Source organism: Pseudorhizobium xiangyangii, from assembly GCF_020531965.1.
GTDB lineage: Bacteria > Pseudomonadota > Alphaproteobacteria > Rhizobiales > Rhizobiaceae > Neorhizobium > Neorhizobium xiangyangii.
Window position 1 is genome coordinate 46,994 of sequence record NZ_JAJAWH010000002.1, and the last position, 16,176, is coordinate 63,169.

General features: G+C 58.9%; 16 protein-coding genes and 2 tRNA genes. 3 read left to right on the forward strand and 15 right to left on the reverse strand.

Annotated features, from left to right (window positions below):
- Positions 1-72: 72 nt before the first annotated feature.
- The 12 genes from LH464_RS01605 to xylF form a co-directional block, all read right to left on the reverse strand.
- On the reverse strand, positions 73-1,173 hold the full coding sequence (locus LH464_RS01605; protein WP_226784613.1) for an ABC transporter substrate-binding protein: 1,101 nt from the start codon (positions 1,171-1,173) through the stop codon (positions 73-75).
- Positions 1,174-1,193: 20 nt separating this feature from the next.
- Positions 1,194-2,123, reverse strand: a complete 930-nt coding sequence (locus tag LH464_RS01610; RefSeq protein WP_226784614.1) for a Bug family tripartite tricarboxylate transporter substrate binding protein — start codon at positions 2,121-2,123, stop codon at positions 1,194-1,196.
- Positions 2,124-2,151: 28 nt separating this feature from the next.
- A complete protein-coding gene (locus tag LH464_RS01615; RefSeq protein ID WP_226784615.1) occupies positions 2,152-3,690 on the reverse strand; it encodes a tripartite tricarboxylate transporter permease in 1,539 nt (512 codons plus the stop codon).
- Positions 3,690-4,196, reverse strand: a complete 507-nt coding sequence (locus LH464_RS01620; protein ID WP_226784616.1) for a tripartite tricarboxylate transporter TctB family protein — start codon at positions 4,194-4,196, stop codon at positions 3,690-3,692. The genes LH464_RS01615 and LH464_RS01620 overlap by 1 nt, the downstream gene beginning before the upstream one ends.
- A 511-nt stretch (positions 4,197-4,707) precedes the next feature.
- A tRNA-Arg gene (locus tag LH464_RS01625) sits at positions 4,708-4,795 on the reverse strand.
- Between the two features lie 83 nt (positions 4,796-4,878).
- Positions 4,879-6,099, reverse strand: coding sequence for a hypothetical protein (locus tag LH464_RS01630; protein ID WP_226784617.1), 1,221 nt, complete (start codon positions 6,097-6,099; stop codon positions 4,879-4,881).
- A 41-nt stretch (positions 6,100-6,140) separates the two neighbouring features.
- Positions 6,141-6,989, reverse strand: coding sequence for a terminase gpA endonuclease subunit (locus LH464_RS01635; RefSeq protein WP_255648232.1), 849 nt, complete (start codon positions 6,987-6,989; stop codon positions 6,141-6,143).
- Positions 6,990-7,087: 98 nt separating this feature from the next.
- Positions 7,088-7,164 (reverse strand) — tRNA-Arg (locus LH464_RS01640).
- A gap of 159 nt (positions 7,165-7,323) precedes the next feature.
- A complete protein-coding gene (locus LH464_RS01645; protein WP_226784618.1) occupies positions 7,324-7,884 on the reverse strand; it encodes a YidB family protein in 561 nt (186 codons plus the stop codon).
- A gap of 559 nt (positions 7,885-8,443) precedes the next feature.
- Positions 8,444-9,229 (reverse strand): ATP-binding cassette domain-containing protein, encoded by a 786-nt coding sequence (locus LH464_RS01650; protein ID WP_226784619.1) that lies wholly within the window; start codon positions 9,227-9,229, stop codon positions 8,444-8,446.
- Positions 9,230-9,256: 27 nt separating this feature from the next.
- A complete protein-coding gene (locus LH464_RS01655; protein WP_226784620.1) occupies positions 9,257-10,570 on the reverse strand; it encodes a sugar ABC transporter permease in 1,314 nt (437 codons plus the stop codon).
- Between the two features lie 175 nt (positions 10,571-10,745).
- On the reverse strand, positions 10,746-11,786 hold the full coding sequence (gene xylF / locus LH464_RS01660; protein WP_226784621.1) for a D-xylose ABC transporter substrate-binding protein: 1,041 nt from the start codon (positions 11,784-11,786) through the stop codon (positions 10,746-10,748).
- A 233-nt stretch (positions 11,787-12,019) separates the two neighbouring features.
- Here xylF and LH464_RS01665 point away from each other — a divergent pair, with 233 nt between their 5' ends.
- Positions 12,020-13,243, forward strand: a complete 1,224-nt coding sequence (locus LH464_RS01665; RefSeq protein WP_226784622.1) for an ROK family transcriptional regulator — start codon at positions 12,020-12,022, stop codon at positions 13,241-13,243.
- A gap of 4 nt (positions 13,244-13,247) precedes the next feature.
- Positions 13,248-13,466, forward strand: coding sequence for a DUF3329 domain-containing protein (locus tag LH464_RS01670; protein WP_226784623.1), 219 nt, complete (start codon positions 13,248-13,250; stop codon positions 13,464-13,466).
- On the opposite strand, the gene LH464_RS01675 is transcribed toward LH464_RS01670, so the two are convergent.
- Positions 13,448-13,915: a hypothetical protein gene (locus tag LH464_RS01675; protein ID WP_226784624.1), complete on the reverse strand. Its 468-nt coding sequence runs from the start codon at positions 13,913-13,915 to the stop codon at positions 13,448-13,450. The two genes, LH464_RS01670 and LH464_RS01675, sit on opposite strands and share 19 nt — an antisense overlap.
- A gap of 155 nt (positions 13,916-14,070) precedes the next feature.
- Here LH464_RS01675 and LH464_RS01680 point away from each other — a divergent pair, with 155 nt between their 5' ends.
- Positions 14,071-14,370 carry a hypothetical protein gene (locus LH464_RS01680; RefSeq protein WP_226784625.1) on the forward strand — a complete coding sequence of 100 codons (300 nt, stop codon included), beginning with the start codon at positions 14,071-14,073 and terminating at the stop codon, positions 14,368-14,370.
- A gap of 33 nt (positions 14,371-14,403) precedes the next feature.
- Here the strand turns inward: LH464_RS01680 and LH464_RS01685 are convergent, their stop codons facing one another.
- Together LH464_RS01685 and LH464_RS01690 are read right to left on the reverse strand one after the other, a co-directional pair.
- On the reverse strand, positions 14,404-15,216 hold the full coding sequence (locus LH464_RS01685) for a transglutaminase family protein (RefSeq protein WP_226784626.1): 813 nt from the start codon (positions 15,214-15,216) through the stop codon (positions 14,404-14,406).
- A gap of 12 nt (positions 15,217-15,228) precedes the next feature.
- Positions 15,229-16,176 carry an alpha-E domain-containing protein gene (locus LH464_RS01690; RefSeq protein ID WP_226784627.1) on the reverse strand — a complete coding sequence of 316 codons (948 nt, stop codon included), beginning with the start codon at positions 16,174-16,176 and terminating at the stop codon, positions 15,229-15,231.

The window sequence follows — 16,176 nt, forward strand, 5'->3', positions numbered from 1 at the left end:
GCCACGCGGAAACGCGTTGGAAAGCAAATGGGAAAGTTGCCACGGTCGGGGTCTGACCGTGGCAACGTCGATCTACGCAACTTCCTTTGTCGTCTCCGCCGCTAGCTCCCTTGCAACCAGCTCACGCGCACGGGCGAGTGGCTTGGGGTCTATGAAGTCATTGAATGAAAAATCAGCCTTCAGGAAACCCTGCTCCAGGAGAAATTCCTTTTGGGTTTTGAGATGACCAATCAGGTCGTCATCGAGACTGGTTTCCAGTTGATGGATGACCTTGGGAGAATAACTCAGCTCGACGGCCTCCTCGGGGATCGCCGTGTCGCGAGCGATATATCGGGCCGCATCCTGCGGGTTTTCGCGTGCCCACTTCGCTGACCGCAGATTGGCGGCAACATACTCGGTGACGATGTCGGGTTGGGCATCGAGCAACTCGCCTTTGACGGTGAACGTGACGGGGGTGAGATTGCTCACGCGATCCGATGGATCGAGCGAGGTCGCCGCATCGAAGATGACATTCGCACCTGTCAGACTCTGCACCTCGGCCCCGGCGCCGGTGAGATATAGCGCGTCCACCGTGCCTTCCAGCAAGGCTCGAATGAGGACCGATTGTCGCTCTCTGACGCCGATGATTCCAAACGCGGAGGATGACAAGGCTTTTGTCTCAGGAGGTAGGCCGACCAGAGGCTTCTCGTAGGTGAGGTCGACAAATGTGACGTCATTTGGCGAAATGCCGCCAGCCTTCAGGGCGACATGATACCCGCGGAGCTGGGTAGCCCGGCTAAAATCGATCCTGTCGTTGGGACGATTGATCAAGCCGAGCCGCTTGCCCTTCAGATCGGCAGGGCTTCGGATGTTGGAGCCAGGCAGTGTGATCAGGCTGGCGTAGTGCTCCACCCAGGAGAGCCCGATGACGCGAACGTCCTTGCCCTCGGAACGGCTCCATAGCGGTGGAATATTGCCACCTTCACGGAACAGGTTTTGCTGGGTCTGGTCGTAGTGTGACTCGCGCACGCTACGGTCTTCATGCGTTCGCACATTTCGCAAATTGACGGGGCTATTGGCGAACCGCGCCTGTATTTCGCCGCGGCCCAAAGCAATGCTGACCGCCGACGGTACCGGGCAGACCGTGTACCACACGTCTGTCGGCTGAAAATCATTCAAAGGATGGATCGACATGGTCTGAATCTCCTTGTGCTTCAGTTTTCAAGTTTGACGTTGTTCTTCTTGACGATGTCGGCCCAGAATCCGATGCCGTCGTGCAATAGGGCTCCCTGTTGCTCGGGGGTGCCGCCGGCAGGATCGAAGGCGTTGGCAAGCAACTGCTTCTGGACCTCAGGTTCGGCCAGAACTTCGTTGATTGCGCTGTTGAGTTTTGAAACCACTTCGGGTGGTGTCCCGGCTGGAGCGAAGTAGCCCTGCCAGGAAGTGAAAGTCATCCCATCCAGGCCGAGCTCGCGAAACGTGGGGACATCGGGCAGAGCTGGCGTTCTTTCCGGTGTGGTCACGGCGATAGCGCGGAGCTTGCCCGCCTGAATTTGCGGCAATGCAGGACCAAGCGTTACAAAAATGGAATCGATGTGCTGACCCAAGACGTCGTTGATTGCTGGTGCGGCACTCGGATAGACGGCGATGTTGAGATCGATGCCAGTTTGCGACTCCAGCATCAGGGATGCCAGGTTGCCGCTCGTGGTCACGCCGGGCACAGAGATCGTCTGACCGCCCGGGTCGGTCTTTGCTCTTTCAACGTACTCGTCCACGCTCTTTACATCGATGTCGCTTCTGACTGCCAAAACCTGCGGTGACGACATGGCCTGGATGACCGGGGTAAAGCTCGTTGTCGGATCAGGCTGGTCGGGAAAAAAGCTGACATTGATGCCGAGAGCATCCGAGGTGCCCAGCAAGGTGTAGCCATCTGGCTTTGCGCGGGCCACGTACTCGTTAGCAATCGCACCTGCGCCACCCGATTTGTTTTCCACAATGACGCTCTGCCCGATCTTGAGGCTGAGATGCTGGCCGATAATTCGTGCGAGGATGTCGGGGCTACCGCCCGGGAGGGCCGAGACCACAATCCGGATTGGCTGCTCCGGGAATTCGGCAAGTGCCGGGCAGGATACCGTAACCGTCATGATGGCAGCGGATGCGAGTGCAACTATTTTACGCATTTGTTTTCTCGATTTTGGGGTTGGTGAAGTTTGCGCGGTGACGGGTTCGCCGCAGGCGCGGGAGAACCAAGGAAAAGAAGATGGTCAAGGCGGTTGCGGCGAGGAGGCCGGCGCTGATCGGCTTTGAGATGAAGATCGTCAGGTCGCCCCTGGCGATGGTCATGGTCCGACGAAAATTCTCTTCCAGCATCGGACCAAGAACGAAGCCCATGAGAAGCGGGGCGGGCTCCAGCTTCAGCTTGATGAAGATGTAACCGACGAGGCCGAAAAAGGCTGCCAGCAGGATGTCGAAGGTACTGTTGTTGAGGCTGTAAATCCCGATTGCACAGAGCAGCATGATGACCGGGAAAAGGATCGAGTATGGGATCGTCAGGACCTTCACCCATACCCGGATGAGGTTCAGGTTGAGGAACAGCAGCATGAGGTTGCCGACAAACATACTGGCGATCAGGCCCCAGAAGAGCTCGGGTCTCGTCGTCATGACCGCGGGTCCCGGCACGACCCCATGAATCATCATTGCGCCGGCCATGAGAGCCATGATTGCCCCAGAGGGAAGTCCAAGCGTCAGCAAAGGGATGAAGTTGGTCTGGGCTGCGGCGTTGTTTGCCGCCTCCGGTGCCGCAACCCCTTCGATCACGCCGGTACCGAAGAGTTCAGGATGGGCTGAAACTTTCTTCTCGACCGTATAGGCCGCGAACGCCCCCGCCGAGGTGCCCAGTCCGGGCAGAAATCCCACTGCGGAACCAATGAAGCTACCCCGCAAGATCGCCTTCCAGCTTCGTCGAAAATCGTCCCGAGTAGGGTAAATGTTGGTTATGCGGGCGGTCGGAAGCTTCTCTTGCTTCAACCCCTCCTCGAGGTTGGCGATGATCTCCCCGAAACCATAAATTCCCATCGCTATGACGACGAAATTTACCCCGTCTCGCAATTCCGGGATTCCGAAATGGTAGCGCGCAATGCCTGTGGACGTGTCGGTGCCAATGGTGCCCAGCAGGATGCCGGCGACAAGCATGCCGACGGCGGGCAGGGAAGGGCCCTGGGCGACCATCACCGCAGCGGTTAGACCCAGTAGCATCAGGCTCACGTTCTCCGCCGGGCCAAAATCCAGCGCAATGGACACGAGAAGGGGAGCAAAGAAGACGACCGCGAGCGTGCCTATGGTGCCTGCAACGAAGGAGGAGATCGCGGACATGCCAAGCGCCGCGCCTGCTCGTCCATTCCTTGCGAGTTGGTTCCCGTCCAGGCACGTCAGTACCGCGGCGGTTTCCCCCGGCAGCTTCAACAGGATTGCCGTGGTTGAACCCCCGTATTGCGCGCCGTAGTAGATGCCAGCCAGCATGATCAGTGCGGTCACCGGCTCCATCCCGAAAGTCAGGGGAAGAAGTAGGGAAATCGTGACGACGGGCCCGACCCCCGGCAGAACGCCAACCAGCGTGCCGAGCACGACTCCGATGAAGCAGATGAAGAGATTGATTGGCTCGACGGCCACCAATAGTCCGCCAAGAAGACCGCTGATGCCTGTATCCCACATTACGGGAACACCTTCAGGGGCACGCCAAGCAATATGGGAAAAGCGAGAACCGCGGCGAGAGTGAGTGGGACGCCGAGCAGCACCCCCGTCTTCAGGCTTCCTTGCCCGCTGGCAACCAGCGCTCCCGCGATCAGGAGTGGAGCCGACAAGGCAAGACCGAGCGTTTCAAGCAGTAGCGAGAATGCGACCACCGAACCCAGTATCGCGACAATCGGCTTTACCGGAAGGCTACGAAGATGTTCGTCCGATTTGCGTCCGGTCAGCGCCACGACGAATGCTATGCCGACAAGAAGCATTCCCCCCACGACAGGAAACATCCCCGGACCCATGGATCGAAGGGAGCCGAGTCGATATTCCAGGCCAAAGTAAGCAAAGAATGCCCCTAGTCCGAGAAGCAGGAATGCCGAGGCGTTGGTGTTCGAGATGCTATAGCGAGCATTCCGTGATTTGGAATCAGCTGTGCCCGATCCCGCAGTCTCCAGGTAGGTGGTCGAATTTTCCGCCATGAGGCCCTCCAAAGCGTCAGGCGGAAAGTATCTATAGTCTATAGATTTAATCGAGATTTAGCGGACCGTCAGTTGGCCCGAATGGAAATTAAGTTTCCCGAAAAACCGAGGCTTGGGCAAAATACGTCTTTGCGTGGTCGGCGGCCTGGGTCCGGGGAGGCTAGGCCCAAAGAGCCGTCACCCGGACGGAATAGATGCTCGGCTTAGGAGGAGCATAATCGCAACATTGATCGCGCTGGAAGGTTGTAACCGGAGTTGGCGGCGCGGGCTGACAACACGTGCGCGGCCTGAGGTATTGCTGCTGAGGCCTCACCTCAAGCGTTAAGTGCCTGAAAGTTTTATTCTAATAATGGCGCACCCGACATCCGCCAATTTAAAGTCTTGGTTACACTAAGATATTGATATCAATAAATAAAATATTCTTGCCGTTGGCAAGATGTGTTACAAAATGTGTTGCAAATCTGGGTTGAGTGCTGGATTTGGCAGATTCGAATCCTGTGATGTTCGGTCACGGCGGCAGGAGTCGAACCCGCACCTCCTTACCCAGCCGAATATGCAGCTGTCGAAAGTAAGGGCTCTATCCATTAAGCTACACCGTTGCCCCTCGGACCGAACGATGTCTTTGTAGGGTTACTCGGCACCGCATTGTTGACCAGCATTGCGGCAATTTCGAAAAAGTAGGTCAATCAGCTCGGCTGCGTACTTTCTGACCGAGTTCGATAGCTAGAGACAGTATCTTGTTTTCGTGTCTCTCAGACTCTTCTCGCCACTCAGCAAACGTGCTGCGGCTCATTTGGCTGCCCCAGATGAGAAAAGGACCGTGTTCTTTAAGCGCCGCCTGCTTTTGTTCTATTACGTCCAGCATACGATTCGAGATTTGCTGGATCGAATTTTTGTCCCATGACTGTGAGGACAGCATACTTTGCCAAAATTCCTCCTCCGCTCCCAACGACTTTATTCGTGATTTCAGAGCGGCAAAATTATCAGACTCGTAATCCGCGATGCCCTCATCACTATTTTCATAGCGGTGGGTTTTTTCTTCCTCATCTACCTCTTGTCTTTCGGGGCTGCGAGCAAACTTGTTGATGGCACCTGCCAAGCTTTCGTGCGGTATCCCTGTTCCAAGCTCATATATAAGGCTGCAAAGATTTGAAAATTCTGATCCTGGCGTTGTTTTAAGAACGGGTGTGCCGAACTGCAAAGCAAGACGGTATGCACATTCGACAACGTGGGTTTTCGCTTTGTTGTCGCCTACATAGAACGATCGCTGGCATACACTGTCGCGATAGAGAGTTAGTCTCGAAACAAAACGCAATGCCATTAGCTCGCGGCGAAAGCTCTCGATATGTCTCAATTCTTGCTCGGTTTCATAAAAACGAGCAATCGCGTCTTTGTGGTGATTAAATTCGATATCTATGTGTCTTGAAGCTTCATCCAGCGCTCCATCCAATTGTTCTGCCAATTGTATTATGGATTTTATCCCTTTGACGGCCTTCTTACGTTGCTGAGAAGAGAATTGAGACCTCTCAATTGCCGGATATTCTCCAGCGCAATCGTATATTTGGTGAGTTGCGGACGATATGTCGTTAACGTCGTCTATTTCGAATATTTCGATGATCGCAGGCAAAATGACTGTCAGTCGAGACACAAGGATTTTCCGTGTCTCTATGATGTCTCTGATTTCTTCCTCGCTAGATTTCGCGCTTATGAAGTTGAGTAGAGCCCAAGATTCAAGGTATTTTCCGGCGCTTTCGGATATTTGAGAAGCGGCTATTCTCCGGCTTTCACAGGAATATGTGTCGGTAATCTCATTGATGGTCAAATTCATTAAATCATGCGGTATGTCTTCGCCTCTTTTTATGAGGCGTACAACTTTGCCTAAATGTACCTTGCCATCGCTCATTATGTTTCTCGCATCATATGCAATGATTTCTAGTCAACTCGCTACCTGTTTAAAAATAATGACTTGAAGACTGTTCGCACGACCTTAGGTGCGGCTGCACTGGAAAGCTCAGCCTCACGCCTATCGAGATCGATGTTGATCAGGACTCGGGCCGCGAGGCTATAGGTGAAGGCGTCCAGGCACTCGGCTCGCCTGCCGGGGATGCGCTCAAATGCTCGCGTCGGCTGGCCTCGCGTATAGCGGACAATGCGCCGCTCGCTCACAAGCTCCTCAAAGAACCGCGCTTCAAGGTCGCCCGAAAACCGAATGCTCTTGCCAGCGGACAGTCGATTGAAGATCGAATTTTTGATGGCATCGCTACCGACGATGAAAACCGACTGGCCTTTGACGTTCGAGCGTTGCAGCGGCGGACGGCTGAATCCGGCCATGCCCTTCGAGGCCGCGACCTTGCGACCGAACCGGGGACGGGCGAAGGCATAGACATGCGGCTGATGCTCCCCGTCCCCGCTATCGATTAGCGCCGCCGATACGCCGATATGTGCGCCGCCCGGATGCTGCCAGGTCGTCTTGAGGAGGTCGTCCACTTCGGCCCATAGGTCATCCGAGTCGAACCGGCCATGTATCTGCCCGTTGGCGAGAACGAACGTCTCGGTTCGGCTATGGCCGGTCAGCACCCAATCTGCCCATTGGTCCTGCATGTCGATGCCTGCCGTCACAAAGAGGACGTCGGCAGGTAGGTCGGTCAGGCCGAACGGCTCGGCACGGCGGTGTGAAGTGATACGGCGACGTGTTCGGGGACTTCTATCAACCGAAATCGAAGAGGTACGCGCTTTCGCAGATGGTAGTTGAGCCGCGACGGATAGTTGCCATTGGGCATAAGTACCGCTCAGCTATTGACGTCGCAAGCGTACCGTGCGCGCAAAATGTGGTGCAAAAATCAGAGTCAAAAACCTAAGTATTTAAATTTACTATGGTTTTTGAAAGAATATGGCGCACCCGACAGGATTCGAACCTGTGACCTTTGGAATCGGAATCCAACACTCTATCCAGCTGAGCTACGGGTGCTAACCGTCGGCAAGTCTGACTCGCCGCTCCGATGGCTGGTACTTAACCCAGGAAGCCGCCCGCATCAATGGCAATAGCGATCCAGGCACCGGGAAAAATTCCACGGTGCGCTGAACCATCACGCAACGGTGTGGCATGCCCATCGCAAGTGTTTGCGTGTCACGCCGATTGCGGAGGCGGGACCTGGCCCTCAGGCGTGAGCTCGTCCACGACGCTCGGCAGATCCTTGGATAGCCTGCTGAGGATCTCTTCCTGCGAAAGACCTGTCCGTTCGGCCAGATCCGCAAGAACATCCGGTCCCAGCGCGTCGGACAGTTCCCGGTCATCGATCGGCTGGTTTTCTCCCGTTCTCACCCAGGATTCCGCCTTGTCGCCATGGCCGGTCTGCTTGAACTGATCCAGAAGTTCGCCAAGCCCGTTATTGAGGATCGACCCGAGCGATCCAAGCGATCCGCCAGCGAGAATGCTTCCCAATCCACCTTGCAGGCCTCCCTGCAAGCCGCCCTGCAGGCTGCCGAGCAGGTCGTTCAGTCCGCCGCCCGATGGCGTCGTACCGGGCTGTTCGCCCTCCGATTGCATGCCTTGCGAGAGCGTGCCGTCGGCAGGCGCGCCTGTGCGTCCGCGGGTCGCTTCGCGGAAAACCTCGGCAATCTTGTCGCGGTTCTGGTAACCGGCCACTGCCAATACGGCCAGCAGTGCCTTCAATGGTCCCTTCTGCATCGGTTTCCTCCCTCTTTGCGCGGCCACGCAGCATTTCGGAGCGCAGCCCCGGTCAACGACGCGGGAGCAAATTGGTTCCGGCAGGGTCCCCCGGCGCGCAGGTGATCCTCAATGCATCCGGCCGGGCGTCGCGTGACGCGGCAGCCTGGCTCTTCTGGCGAAGCAATGTAGAAACCCAGCGGTCAGTTATAAAGACCCCGCCCTGGGTCCAGATCATCGTGGTTGTAGCTGCCAAACACGGCGTTGGGTCCGGGTTCCTGCGTCCGCGCATAGGTCGTGTTGCCGGGGGCGGTGCTCGTGCACCCTGAAAGCGTCCAGAGTATCACGCTGAGGACTATCGCAACATTGTTCAAGGTCATTGGTAGTCTCCTGGTCAAGGTTGTACCGAACTCGAAATGCGTAGAATGAGTATATAATCCTCCGAAGTCCATACTGTCTCACAACGTCGGCTGCGAAGCCATCGGAGGCTGGCACGCATCAATGCCAGTATCCCCGCAGCCGCTTGAAGCCCTGTCTGCATGCCTTACTGTCTCGCGCCGCTAGGGCGAGAGAGGTTCGCTCACGCGACCTTCATCGCACCAGGCCCCGGCGTCGCACCGGGCGGCACCTTGCCGAGGATGATCATGCCGAGCACCTCGTCCTTGGTCACGTCCCCGGTTCGCGCATGGCCGACGACCTGGCCGTTCTTCATCACGAAGACGCGGTCGGCGAGGTCGAAGACGTCATGGATGTCGTGGCTGATCAGGAAGATGCCGATACCCTCGCGCTTCAGCTGCTTGATGAGGTCGCCCACCTGTGCCGTCTCTTGCGGACCGAGTGCTGCGGTCGGCTCGTCCATGATCAGGATGCGCGCATCGAACAGGATGGCGCGGGCGATGGCCACCGATTGCCGCTGTCCGCCCGAGAGCGCCTTCACCGGTTCCTTGAAGCGCTTGAAGTTCGGGTTGAGCCGGCCCATCACCTTGCGGGCGTTCGCCTCCATGGCGACGTCGTCCAGAGTGCCCCAGGCCGTCTGCAGTTCGCGGCCGAGATAGAGGTTGGCGGCAGCGTCCACGTTGTCGGCAACCGCGAGCGTCTGGTAGATGGTCTCTATGCCGTGCTTCTTGGCGTCCCGAGGGTTGCGGATGTCGGTATCCTCGCCGTTGATGAGGATGTCGCCGGCATCCCGGCGATAGGCGCCGGACAGGATCTTGATCAGCGTCGATTTGCCTGCGCCGTTATGGCCCACGAGCGCCACGACTTCTCCCGGATAGAGATCGACACTGGCATTTTCCACGGCATGGATGCCACCGAAGGAGATGGAGATGTTCTTCATTTCCACGAGCGGAGTGTTTTGGTCCGTCACGATGAAAACTCCTGTTTGAATGGCCGGTTACTTGGCTCTGGCGCGGTAGACGGTGTCGAGCCAGACGGCCAGCACCAGGACGGCTCCGACGACGATGCGCTGGAGCGGTGTGTCGATGCCAAGCAGCACCATGCCGGATTGCAGCGATTGCATGACCAGCGCGCCGAGCATTGCTCCGGCGATCGTGCCCATGCCGCCCCCGAGTGACGTGCCGCCGATGACGGCGGCGGCGATCGTGTAGAGTTCGTCGAGTTCGCCTTGAGCGTTCGTCGCGGCGTTGAGGCGGGCGGTGGAGATGGCCGCGGCGATGGCGCAGAGCATGCCCATCAGGGCGAAGATGCGCACCGTCACCCAGCGGGTCTTGATGCCGGCGAGTTCCGCCGCCTCCAGGTTGCCGCCGATCGCAAAGACATAGCGGCCGAACCGCAGGCGCGTCGCGATGAAGGTCATGACGATACCGACCGCAATGGCGATCAGGACGGGGATGGCGATGCCGTGAGGGATGAGGAGACCGCCTTCCGGCCATGCGATGCCATTGGCGTCGGCATAGCGGCGGGCGATGGCGACCGGCCAGTAATAGCTGTTGGCGACCAGGACGAAGCCCATCACGACCGCGCAGCCGATCCCGCCGATCACGTACTCGGCCCACACCGGCTTGCGCGGGAAGGAGAAGCGCTTGCGCTGGCGGCGGGCGTTGATGATTGCCACGATGATGGCGAGGCAGGCGGTAAGGCCGACGATCCAGCTCCAGGTCGCGCCGATCGAGCCCTCCGTGCCGCCGCCCATGAGGCGGAACGTGGCGTTCATGGGGGCAACGGTCTGGCCGCTGGTCACGAACCAAGTCGCTCCGCGCCATATCAGCAGGCCGCCGAGAGTGACGATGAAGGACGGGACGCCGAGGAAGGCGATGATCACGCCGTGCAGGCCGCCGATCATCGCGCCGACGACAAGGCCCGTCGCCAGTGCCACGGCCCAGAGGGCAGGGTGGTCGAAGCCCAGCAGCTGGGGCAGGATATGGGCCTGCATCACGCCCATGATCATGCCGGTGAAACCGAGTATCGAGCCGACCGATAGGTCGATGTTGCGGGTGACGATCACCAGCACCATACCGGTTGCCATGACCGCGACGGACGACGTCTGCACCGTCAGGTTCCACAGGTTGCGTGGGGTCAGGAAGAGCCCGCCTGTGAGGAAATGGAAGCCGACCCAGATGATCAGCAATGCGCCGACCATGCCGAGCAGGCGCGTATCGATCTCGGTCGCGCGGAAGAAGCGCTTAACGAGATTGGCGTCCGACTGTCTCGGTCCGCCCGTTGTCGTCGAATGCAATGTATCGGCCATTCTTGCCGTTCCCCACTTCTTGCGGCGCGTTGGTCGCCAATGGAATAGTTTTCCGCTGGACCGTGCCGCCTGCGCAGCGCACCGCATCGGCGCCCTGCCGTCATGACCGATCCCGACGTTGCGGCGCGAGTGCTGGCAACGTCGGGATTTTCTGCTTCGCTCTTATGCTTCGCCGTTAGTTGCAGGCGGCAACCGAGTCGGCCTTCACGCCCTGGCAGGCCTCATCCTTGCTGATCCAGCCGGCATCGACGACAACGTTGAGGTTGTCCTTGGTGATCGGCAGCGGAGCGAGGAAGACGGACTTCATCTCGGCACCCTTCGGGCCGCCCGTGAAGGTCTGCACGTTAGGGATCTGGTCCATGGTCTTGCCGCCGGCAAGGGCAAGCGCGATCTCTGCGGCGTTCTTGCCGAGTTCGCGTGAGTCCTTCCAGACGGAAACGGTCTGGGTGCCGAGTGCGACACGGTTCAGCGCCGCCTTGTCCGCATCCTGGCCGGATACGGGAACAGAACCGGCAAGGCCCTGGGCATCGAGAGCAGCGATCGCACCGCCGGCGGTGCCGTCGTTGGATGCCACGACCGCATCGACCTTGTTGTCGTTGGCGGTCAGGAACTGTTCCATGTTCCGCTGGGCGTTTTCAGGCTTCCAGCCGTCGGTGTAGGCTTCGCCGACGTTCTTGATCTTGCCGCTGTCGATCGCTTCCTTCAGCACTTCCATCTGGCCGGAGAACAGGAAGTCCGCGTTCGGATCGGCAGAGGAGCCCTTGATGAAGACGTAGTTGCCTTCCGGCTTGACCTTGAACACTTCGGCAGCCTGCATGCGGCCGACTTCCTTGTTGTCGAAGGTGATGTAGAAAGCTTCTGGGTTTTCGATCAGGCGGTCGTAGCCGACGACAGGAATGCCTTCCGCTGTTGCCTTCTCGATGGCTGGGCCGATGGCGTCGCTGTCCTGCGCGAGAACGATCAGCGCATTTGCCCCTTGCGAAATCAACGATTCCACATCGGTCAGCTGCTTGGCTGCGGACGACTGGGCATCGGCGGAAATGTATTTGGCGCCGGCGGCTTCGAGCGCCGTCTTGATGGCAGCTTCATCGGTCTTCCAGCGCTCTTCCTGGAAATTCGACCAGGAAACGCCAACAACTAGCTCCTGTGCCAAAGCGGCAGTCTGCATGGAAACAACGATGGCCGCACCGGCCATCAGTCTGATGATCGACTTCATAATGTCCTCCTCCCGAGTGACGGCGGATGGCCAAAGCCTCCGTGCTCTCCCCCCGCCAGTTTAGCTGTCGGACAAGCAAACGCTTTTTTCTCGACAGTCGAGAAAATAGATGTCAGAGAATTTTAACGGAGTCAATCGGCCGAACGGACCACGATTTCAGGTAGCGCGGCCGGGGTTCTTGAACAATAAACGCCCGGTTCTTGAGCGATAAACGAAGGGAGGAAGGGCCGTTCATGCTGGCCAAGTCGAGCACCGAACTGGTCCGGCAACAGAACAGTGCCCTTGTCTTGTCGGTGCTCCGACGCGAGGGACGGCTATCCCATACGCAGATATCGGAGGCGACCGGTCTCTCGTCGGCGACGATCTCGGCCATCACCGCCGACCTTGAACGCAGCGCGATCATCGAGAAGAGCGAGCAGCAGGCGCCCACCGGCAGGGGACGCCCCCGGGTTTTGTTCAGCCAGCGGCGCGATTGCGGCTATCTTATCACCGTCATCATCTCCTCGGATTCCATCCAGTATTCCCTGGTCGATTATGCCGGGACGCTTCTGGACCGCTTTACGGAGACCCGGCCCGAGGGCTCGCGAGAAGCGTTCGTCGCCGCTATTTCCGCCGGGCTCGACCGGACGGTGCAGCGCGCGGATATCGGCCGCAATCAGGTCCTTCTCGTTTCACTCAGCAGCAAGGGCCTCGTCAGTCCCTCCGAGCCAGTGCTGGTCTGGTCTCCCATGCTGGGATCGGAGGCGGTGGATTTTCGTGTCGCGCTCGGCGAGAACTGGGGAGACAAGGTCGTCCTCAACAACGAGACGCTGCTCGTGGCCAAAGCACTACAGCAAAGGCAGGCGCGCGGGGCGCAACCAGGCGCCAGCCTTGCAGCGATCTCGCTCGGCCACAGCATTGGTCTTGGAATTGCACGGACGCTGCCGGAGAAGGATGCGGAAATCTCGGCGCCGAACTTCGGGCACATGCTGCACATTCCTGGAGGGGCGCTGTGTCGTTGCGGGGCTCGCGGCTGCATCGAGGCCTATGCGGGCTTCTATGCGGTGTTGAGATCCGCGTTCGAAGTGCGTGCCGATACGGTGCCCGCAAAGATCGTGCCGCTGGCCGAGGTCGACAAGATCGCGGCGCTGGCCCGGCAGGGGCAGCGGATGGCCGTATTGGCGTTTCGCCAGGCGGGCGTCGCGCTCGGAAACGGCATTTCGCGATTGCTCAGCCTGTACGATCACATGTCGATCTTCATCACCGGTCCGGGCATCCGCTATTACGATCTTCTGCAGGCGGGCGTGGAGGAGGGGCTGGCGCAGACGCATGTGGTCCGGCTGTCCGGCATGCCGCGGCTTGAAGTGGTGGTCGATGAAGCAGCACTTGTCTTTGAAGGCCATGTCGGGCTTGCCTTTTCGCTCATCGACCGGGATATCATTGCGCTTCGCACGCCACTTCAGGCGGCAGGAGAATAATTGAATGATCGATCTCGACCACCCGTATTACCAACCGCTCTGGGCACGGCTGCTGATTGTCGGCTCCTGTGCGGCCTGGGCCGGTTTCGAGTTCTACACGAACGCACCTTTCTGGGGCACGATCGTCGGCGGCATGGGCGCCTATGCCGCCTACAAGCTCTTCTATGAATTCTATCGCCGTCCGCCGGCGCCGGGCAGCGATGCTCAGGACGAGCGCAAGTAGAGATCCTTGATGGCGCGGTCGATCAACAGGTTGGCCATCTTCATTCTCGACGTCGCGCTGTCGCGCAGTGCGGCGGGTACGCGGTCGGGATGATTGTCCTTGGCAAAACGGCGGCGCTTGTCCGCCAGCACCTCGGCAGTGTCGGCGGGCATGATCGCGAGTTCGGCGGCGACCTCCTCCTCGGAGACCCGCAGCAGATGGTCATGCATCGGAGCCGGTTCTTCGGGCTCTGCGGCGGGCGGTAGATCTTCGGGGTCGGCAAGAAAATCGAAGTAGGCGCTTGTGCCGGCAGACTCGACCGTCGACGGCGCGTCCACCGTCGCCGCGACGAAGCCCGCATTCAGGCCTGCCACGCGGAAGGTCGATGGTGCCGCCTCGGCATCCTCCCGTTTTTCCTCTTCGCTCAGCCGGGTCAGTACCGACTGAAACACTGATTGCCCGAACAGCATCCTGCCTCCTTGTAGAGGCATAGTAGATCACATCAACGTGGTGCCGGGCTTGTGCCTGTCGTTGTAAAGAAGCTTCATCCTTTAACTGCTTTTCAAGTCATTCCGAATATTGTGCTGTCGTTTCTTCCCGGTTCCAGACAACCAGACGGTGGCTCATGAGTGAACTCCAGAATCGCGCAGTCCGCATGTTGCAGCAGGAATCGCTCAACATGACAGTTTCAGACCATCGATTTCAGATGCTGAAGGTAGCCCTTGCCCTGTACCGCTCGTCCGGCGGGTCGGAGCGGATGGCACGCGATCTCTGCGCGGAGGCATTCAAGGAACCCCGGAAGGATATCGCTGCCGGCATCGGCGAGATCATGATCGTGCTCGCGGGTATAAGCCACCTGAATGACCTCGATATGATGCAGGCGGCCTACAACGAGCTTGAGCGCGGACTTCCCGAACTGGCTTAGACAGCGCCGCCTTCACCAGCGCTGTCTTCACCTTTATTGCTGTTGGCTTCCGGCCCGTGCGACCGTGACTGATACGGTCAGGTTCTCGTTGGTCGGGCCGATGCGCACGCCGGCAATCGGTGCGCAATCGTGATAGCACATCCCCGTGGCGATGCGGACGTAGCGTTCGTCAGGGCAGACATTGTTCGCCGGATCGAAACCGGCCCAGCCAAGGTTTGGAAGGTGGACTTCCGCCCAGGCATGCGTCGCGACCTGCTCGACGACGCCATCCATCAACAGATAGCCGGAGACATAGCGCGCGGGGATGCCCAGTGAGCGCGCCGCCGCGATGAAGATGTGTGCGTGGTCCTGGCAGACGCCGCTTTTCGCCTCGAGCGCCTGTTCGGCGGTGGTGTCGCTGTCAGTCGTGCCGGGCAGATAGGCGACCTCGCTGTTGATCGTATTCATCAAGGCGTGCATTCGGCTGATATCGTCTTCACCGCCGATGCGCTGCACGAGATCGCGGACACGCTGGCCCGGCTCGGTTCGAGGTGTATGGCGCAGGAACAGCCAGAGTGGCGTAAAGCCCTGGTGTGCTCCGTAGACACCGGCGGTGTCGATGGTTTCGACTTCGCCACGGGCAACAATCCGCACCGCTTGCGTATTGCCCTGCAGCGACATGAGCGCCACCTGGTTGCAGTATTGGTCGCCATAGCCGGTCTCGGCCGGCTTTCCGTCCACCAAGACGGACCAGTTCAGCACCTTCTGCGTCGGGCCATCCATCGGCCTCAGCCGAAGACGCTGCACCACATAAGAAACCGGCTGCTCATAACGATACTCTGTCGCGTGCGCGATCGTCAGCTTCATGTCCGCGATACCCTACTGATAGAACCGATATCCGTCGGAGATTTCGAGGCTGAGCTGATTGTTGCGATTGATGAAGTCGTCCAGGAATTCATGCAGTCCGTGGTCCATGATGTCGTTGATCGAGCCGCGGGTCAGCATTGCCTGGATTCCTTCGGCCGTGTCGATTGCTTTTGGACGAATCCCGTATTCACCCTCAAGATATTGGAGGTTGCGGACAATCTTTCCATAGCTGTAGGCAAGCGAACGGGGCATGCGGCCGTTGAGAATGAGGAAATCGGCGATATTGGCGGGCACGTATTCCCCGCCGTCGTAGACCCAGCCGTAGGAGCGATGCGCGGAGACCGAGCGCAGGATCGATTCCCACTGCATGTTGTCGATAAGCGAGCCCACCTGGCTGACGGCCGGCAGCAGGACGTAGTACTTCACGTCGAGGATGCGGCTCGTGTTGTCGGCGCGCTCGATGAAAGTGCCGATGCGCGAGAAGTTATAGATGTCGTTTCGCAGCATCGACCCGTGGAAGGCGCCACGGATCAGGCCGCAGCGGTGCTTGATGACATCGATCAGTTCGGGAAGATCGACGTCCCTGATCTTCCGCTGCAGGCGCTGCTTGATGTCGATCCAGCATTCGTTCGTCGCCTCCCACGTTTCGCGGGTCAGCGCGGTCCGGACCATGCGCGCATTGTTGCGGCCGGCGTCGATGCAGGACATCACGCTGGAGGGATTGTTGTGATCCCGCAGCAGAAAGTCGATCGCATCGGATGCCGTGACGTTCGGGTGAACCTTGAGGTAAGGCTCGCGCACATCCGCACTTTGAAGCACGCCGTCCCAGTCCTCGTCGCCGGTGTCGCTCCGCGTCAAAGATACGCGCAGACCCACATCGACGAGGCGGGCGATGTTTTCCGCCCGCTCGATATAGCGGAACATCCAGTAGAGGCCGTTGGCCGTACGTCCCAGAAGCAT

Excerpts from the sequence above, each read along its gene's own strand:
- LH464_RS01690 (WP_226784627.1), bottom strand. The coding sequence starts at position 16,176 with ATGCTTCTGGGACGTACGGCCAACGGCCTCTACTGGATGTTCCGCTAT.
- LH464_RS01665 (WP_226784622.1), top strand. The coding sequence starts at position 12,020 with ATGCTGGCCAAGTCGAGCACCGAACTGGTCCGGCAACAGAACAGTGCC.
- LH464_RS01675 (WP_226784624.1), bottom strand. The coding sequence starts at position 13,915 with ATGCTGTTCGGGCAATCAGTGTTTCAGTCGGTACTGACCCGGCTGAGC.
- LH464_RS01630 (WP_226784617.1), bottom strand. The coding sequence starts at position 6,099 with ATGAGCGATGGCAAGGTACATTTAGGCAAAGTTGTACGCCTCATAAAA.
- xylF (WP_226784621.1), bottom strand. The coding sequence starts at position 11,786 with ATGAAGTCGATCATCAGACTGATGGCCGGTGCGGCCATCGTTGTTTCC.
- LH464_RS01615 (WP_226784615.1), bottom strand. The coding sequence starts at position 3,690 with ATGTGGGATACAGGCATCAGCGGTCTTCTTGGCGGACTATTGGTGGCC.
- LH464_RS01680 (WP_226784625.1), top strand. The coding sequence starts at position 14,071 with ATGAGTGAACTCCAGAATCGCGCAGTCCGCATGTTGCAGCAGGAATCG.
- LH464_RS01655 (WP_226784620.1), bottom strand. The coding sequence starts at position 10,570 with ATGGCCGATACATTGCATTCGACGACAACGGGCGGACCGAGACAGTCG.
- LH464_RS01670 (WP_226784623.1), top strand. The coding sequence starts at position 13,248 with ATGATCGATCTCGACCACCCGTATTACCAACCGCTCTGGGCACGGCTG.
- LH464_RS01645 (WP_226784618.1), bottom strand. The coding sequence starts at position 7,884 with ATGCAGAAGGGACCATTGAAGGCACTGCTGGCCGTATTGGCAGTGGCC.
- LH464_RS01620 (WP_226784616.1), bottom strand. The coding sequence starts at position 4,196 with ATGGCGGAAAATTCGACCACCTACCTGGAGACTGCGGGATCGGGCACA.
- LH464_RS01685 (WP_226784626.1), bottom strand. The coding sequence starts at position 15,216 with ATGAAGCTGACGATCGCGCACGCGACAGAGTATCGTTATGAGCAGCCG.
- LH464_RS01610 (WP_226784614.1), bottom strand. The coding sequence starts at position 2,123 with ATGACGGTTACGGTATCCTGCCCGGCACTTGCCGAATTCCCGGAGCAG.
- LH464_RS01605 (WP_226784613.1), bottom strand. The coding sequence starts at position 1,173 with ATGTCGATCCATCCTTTGAATGATTTTCAGCCGACAGACGTGTGGTAC.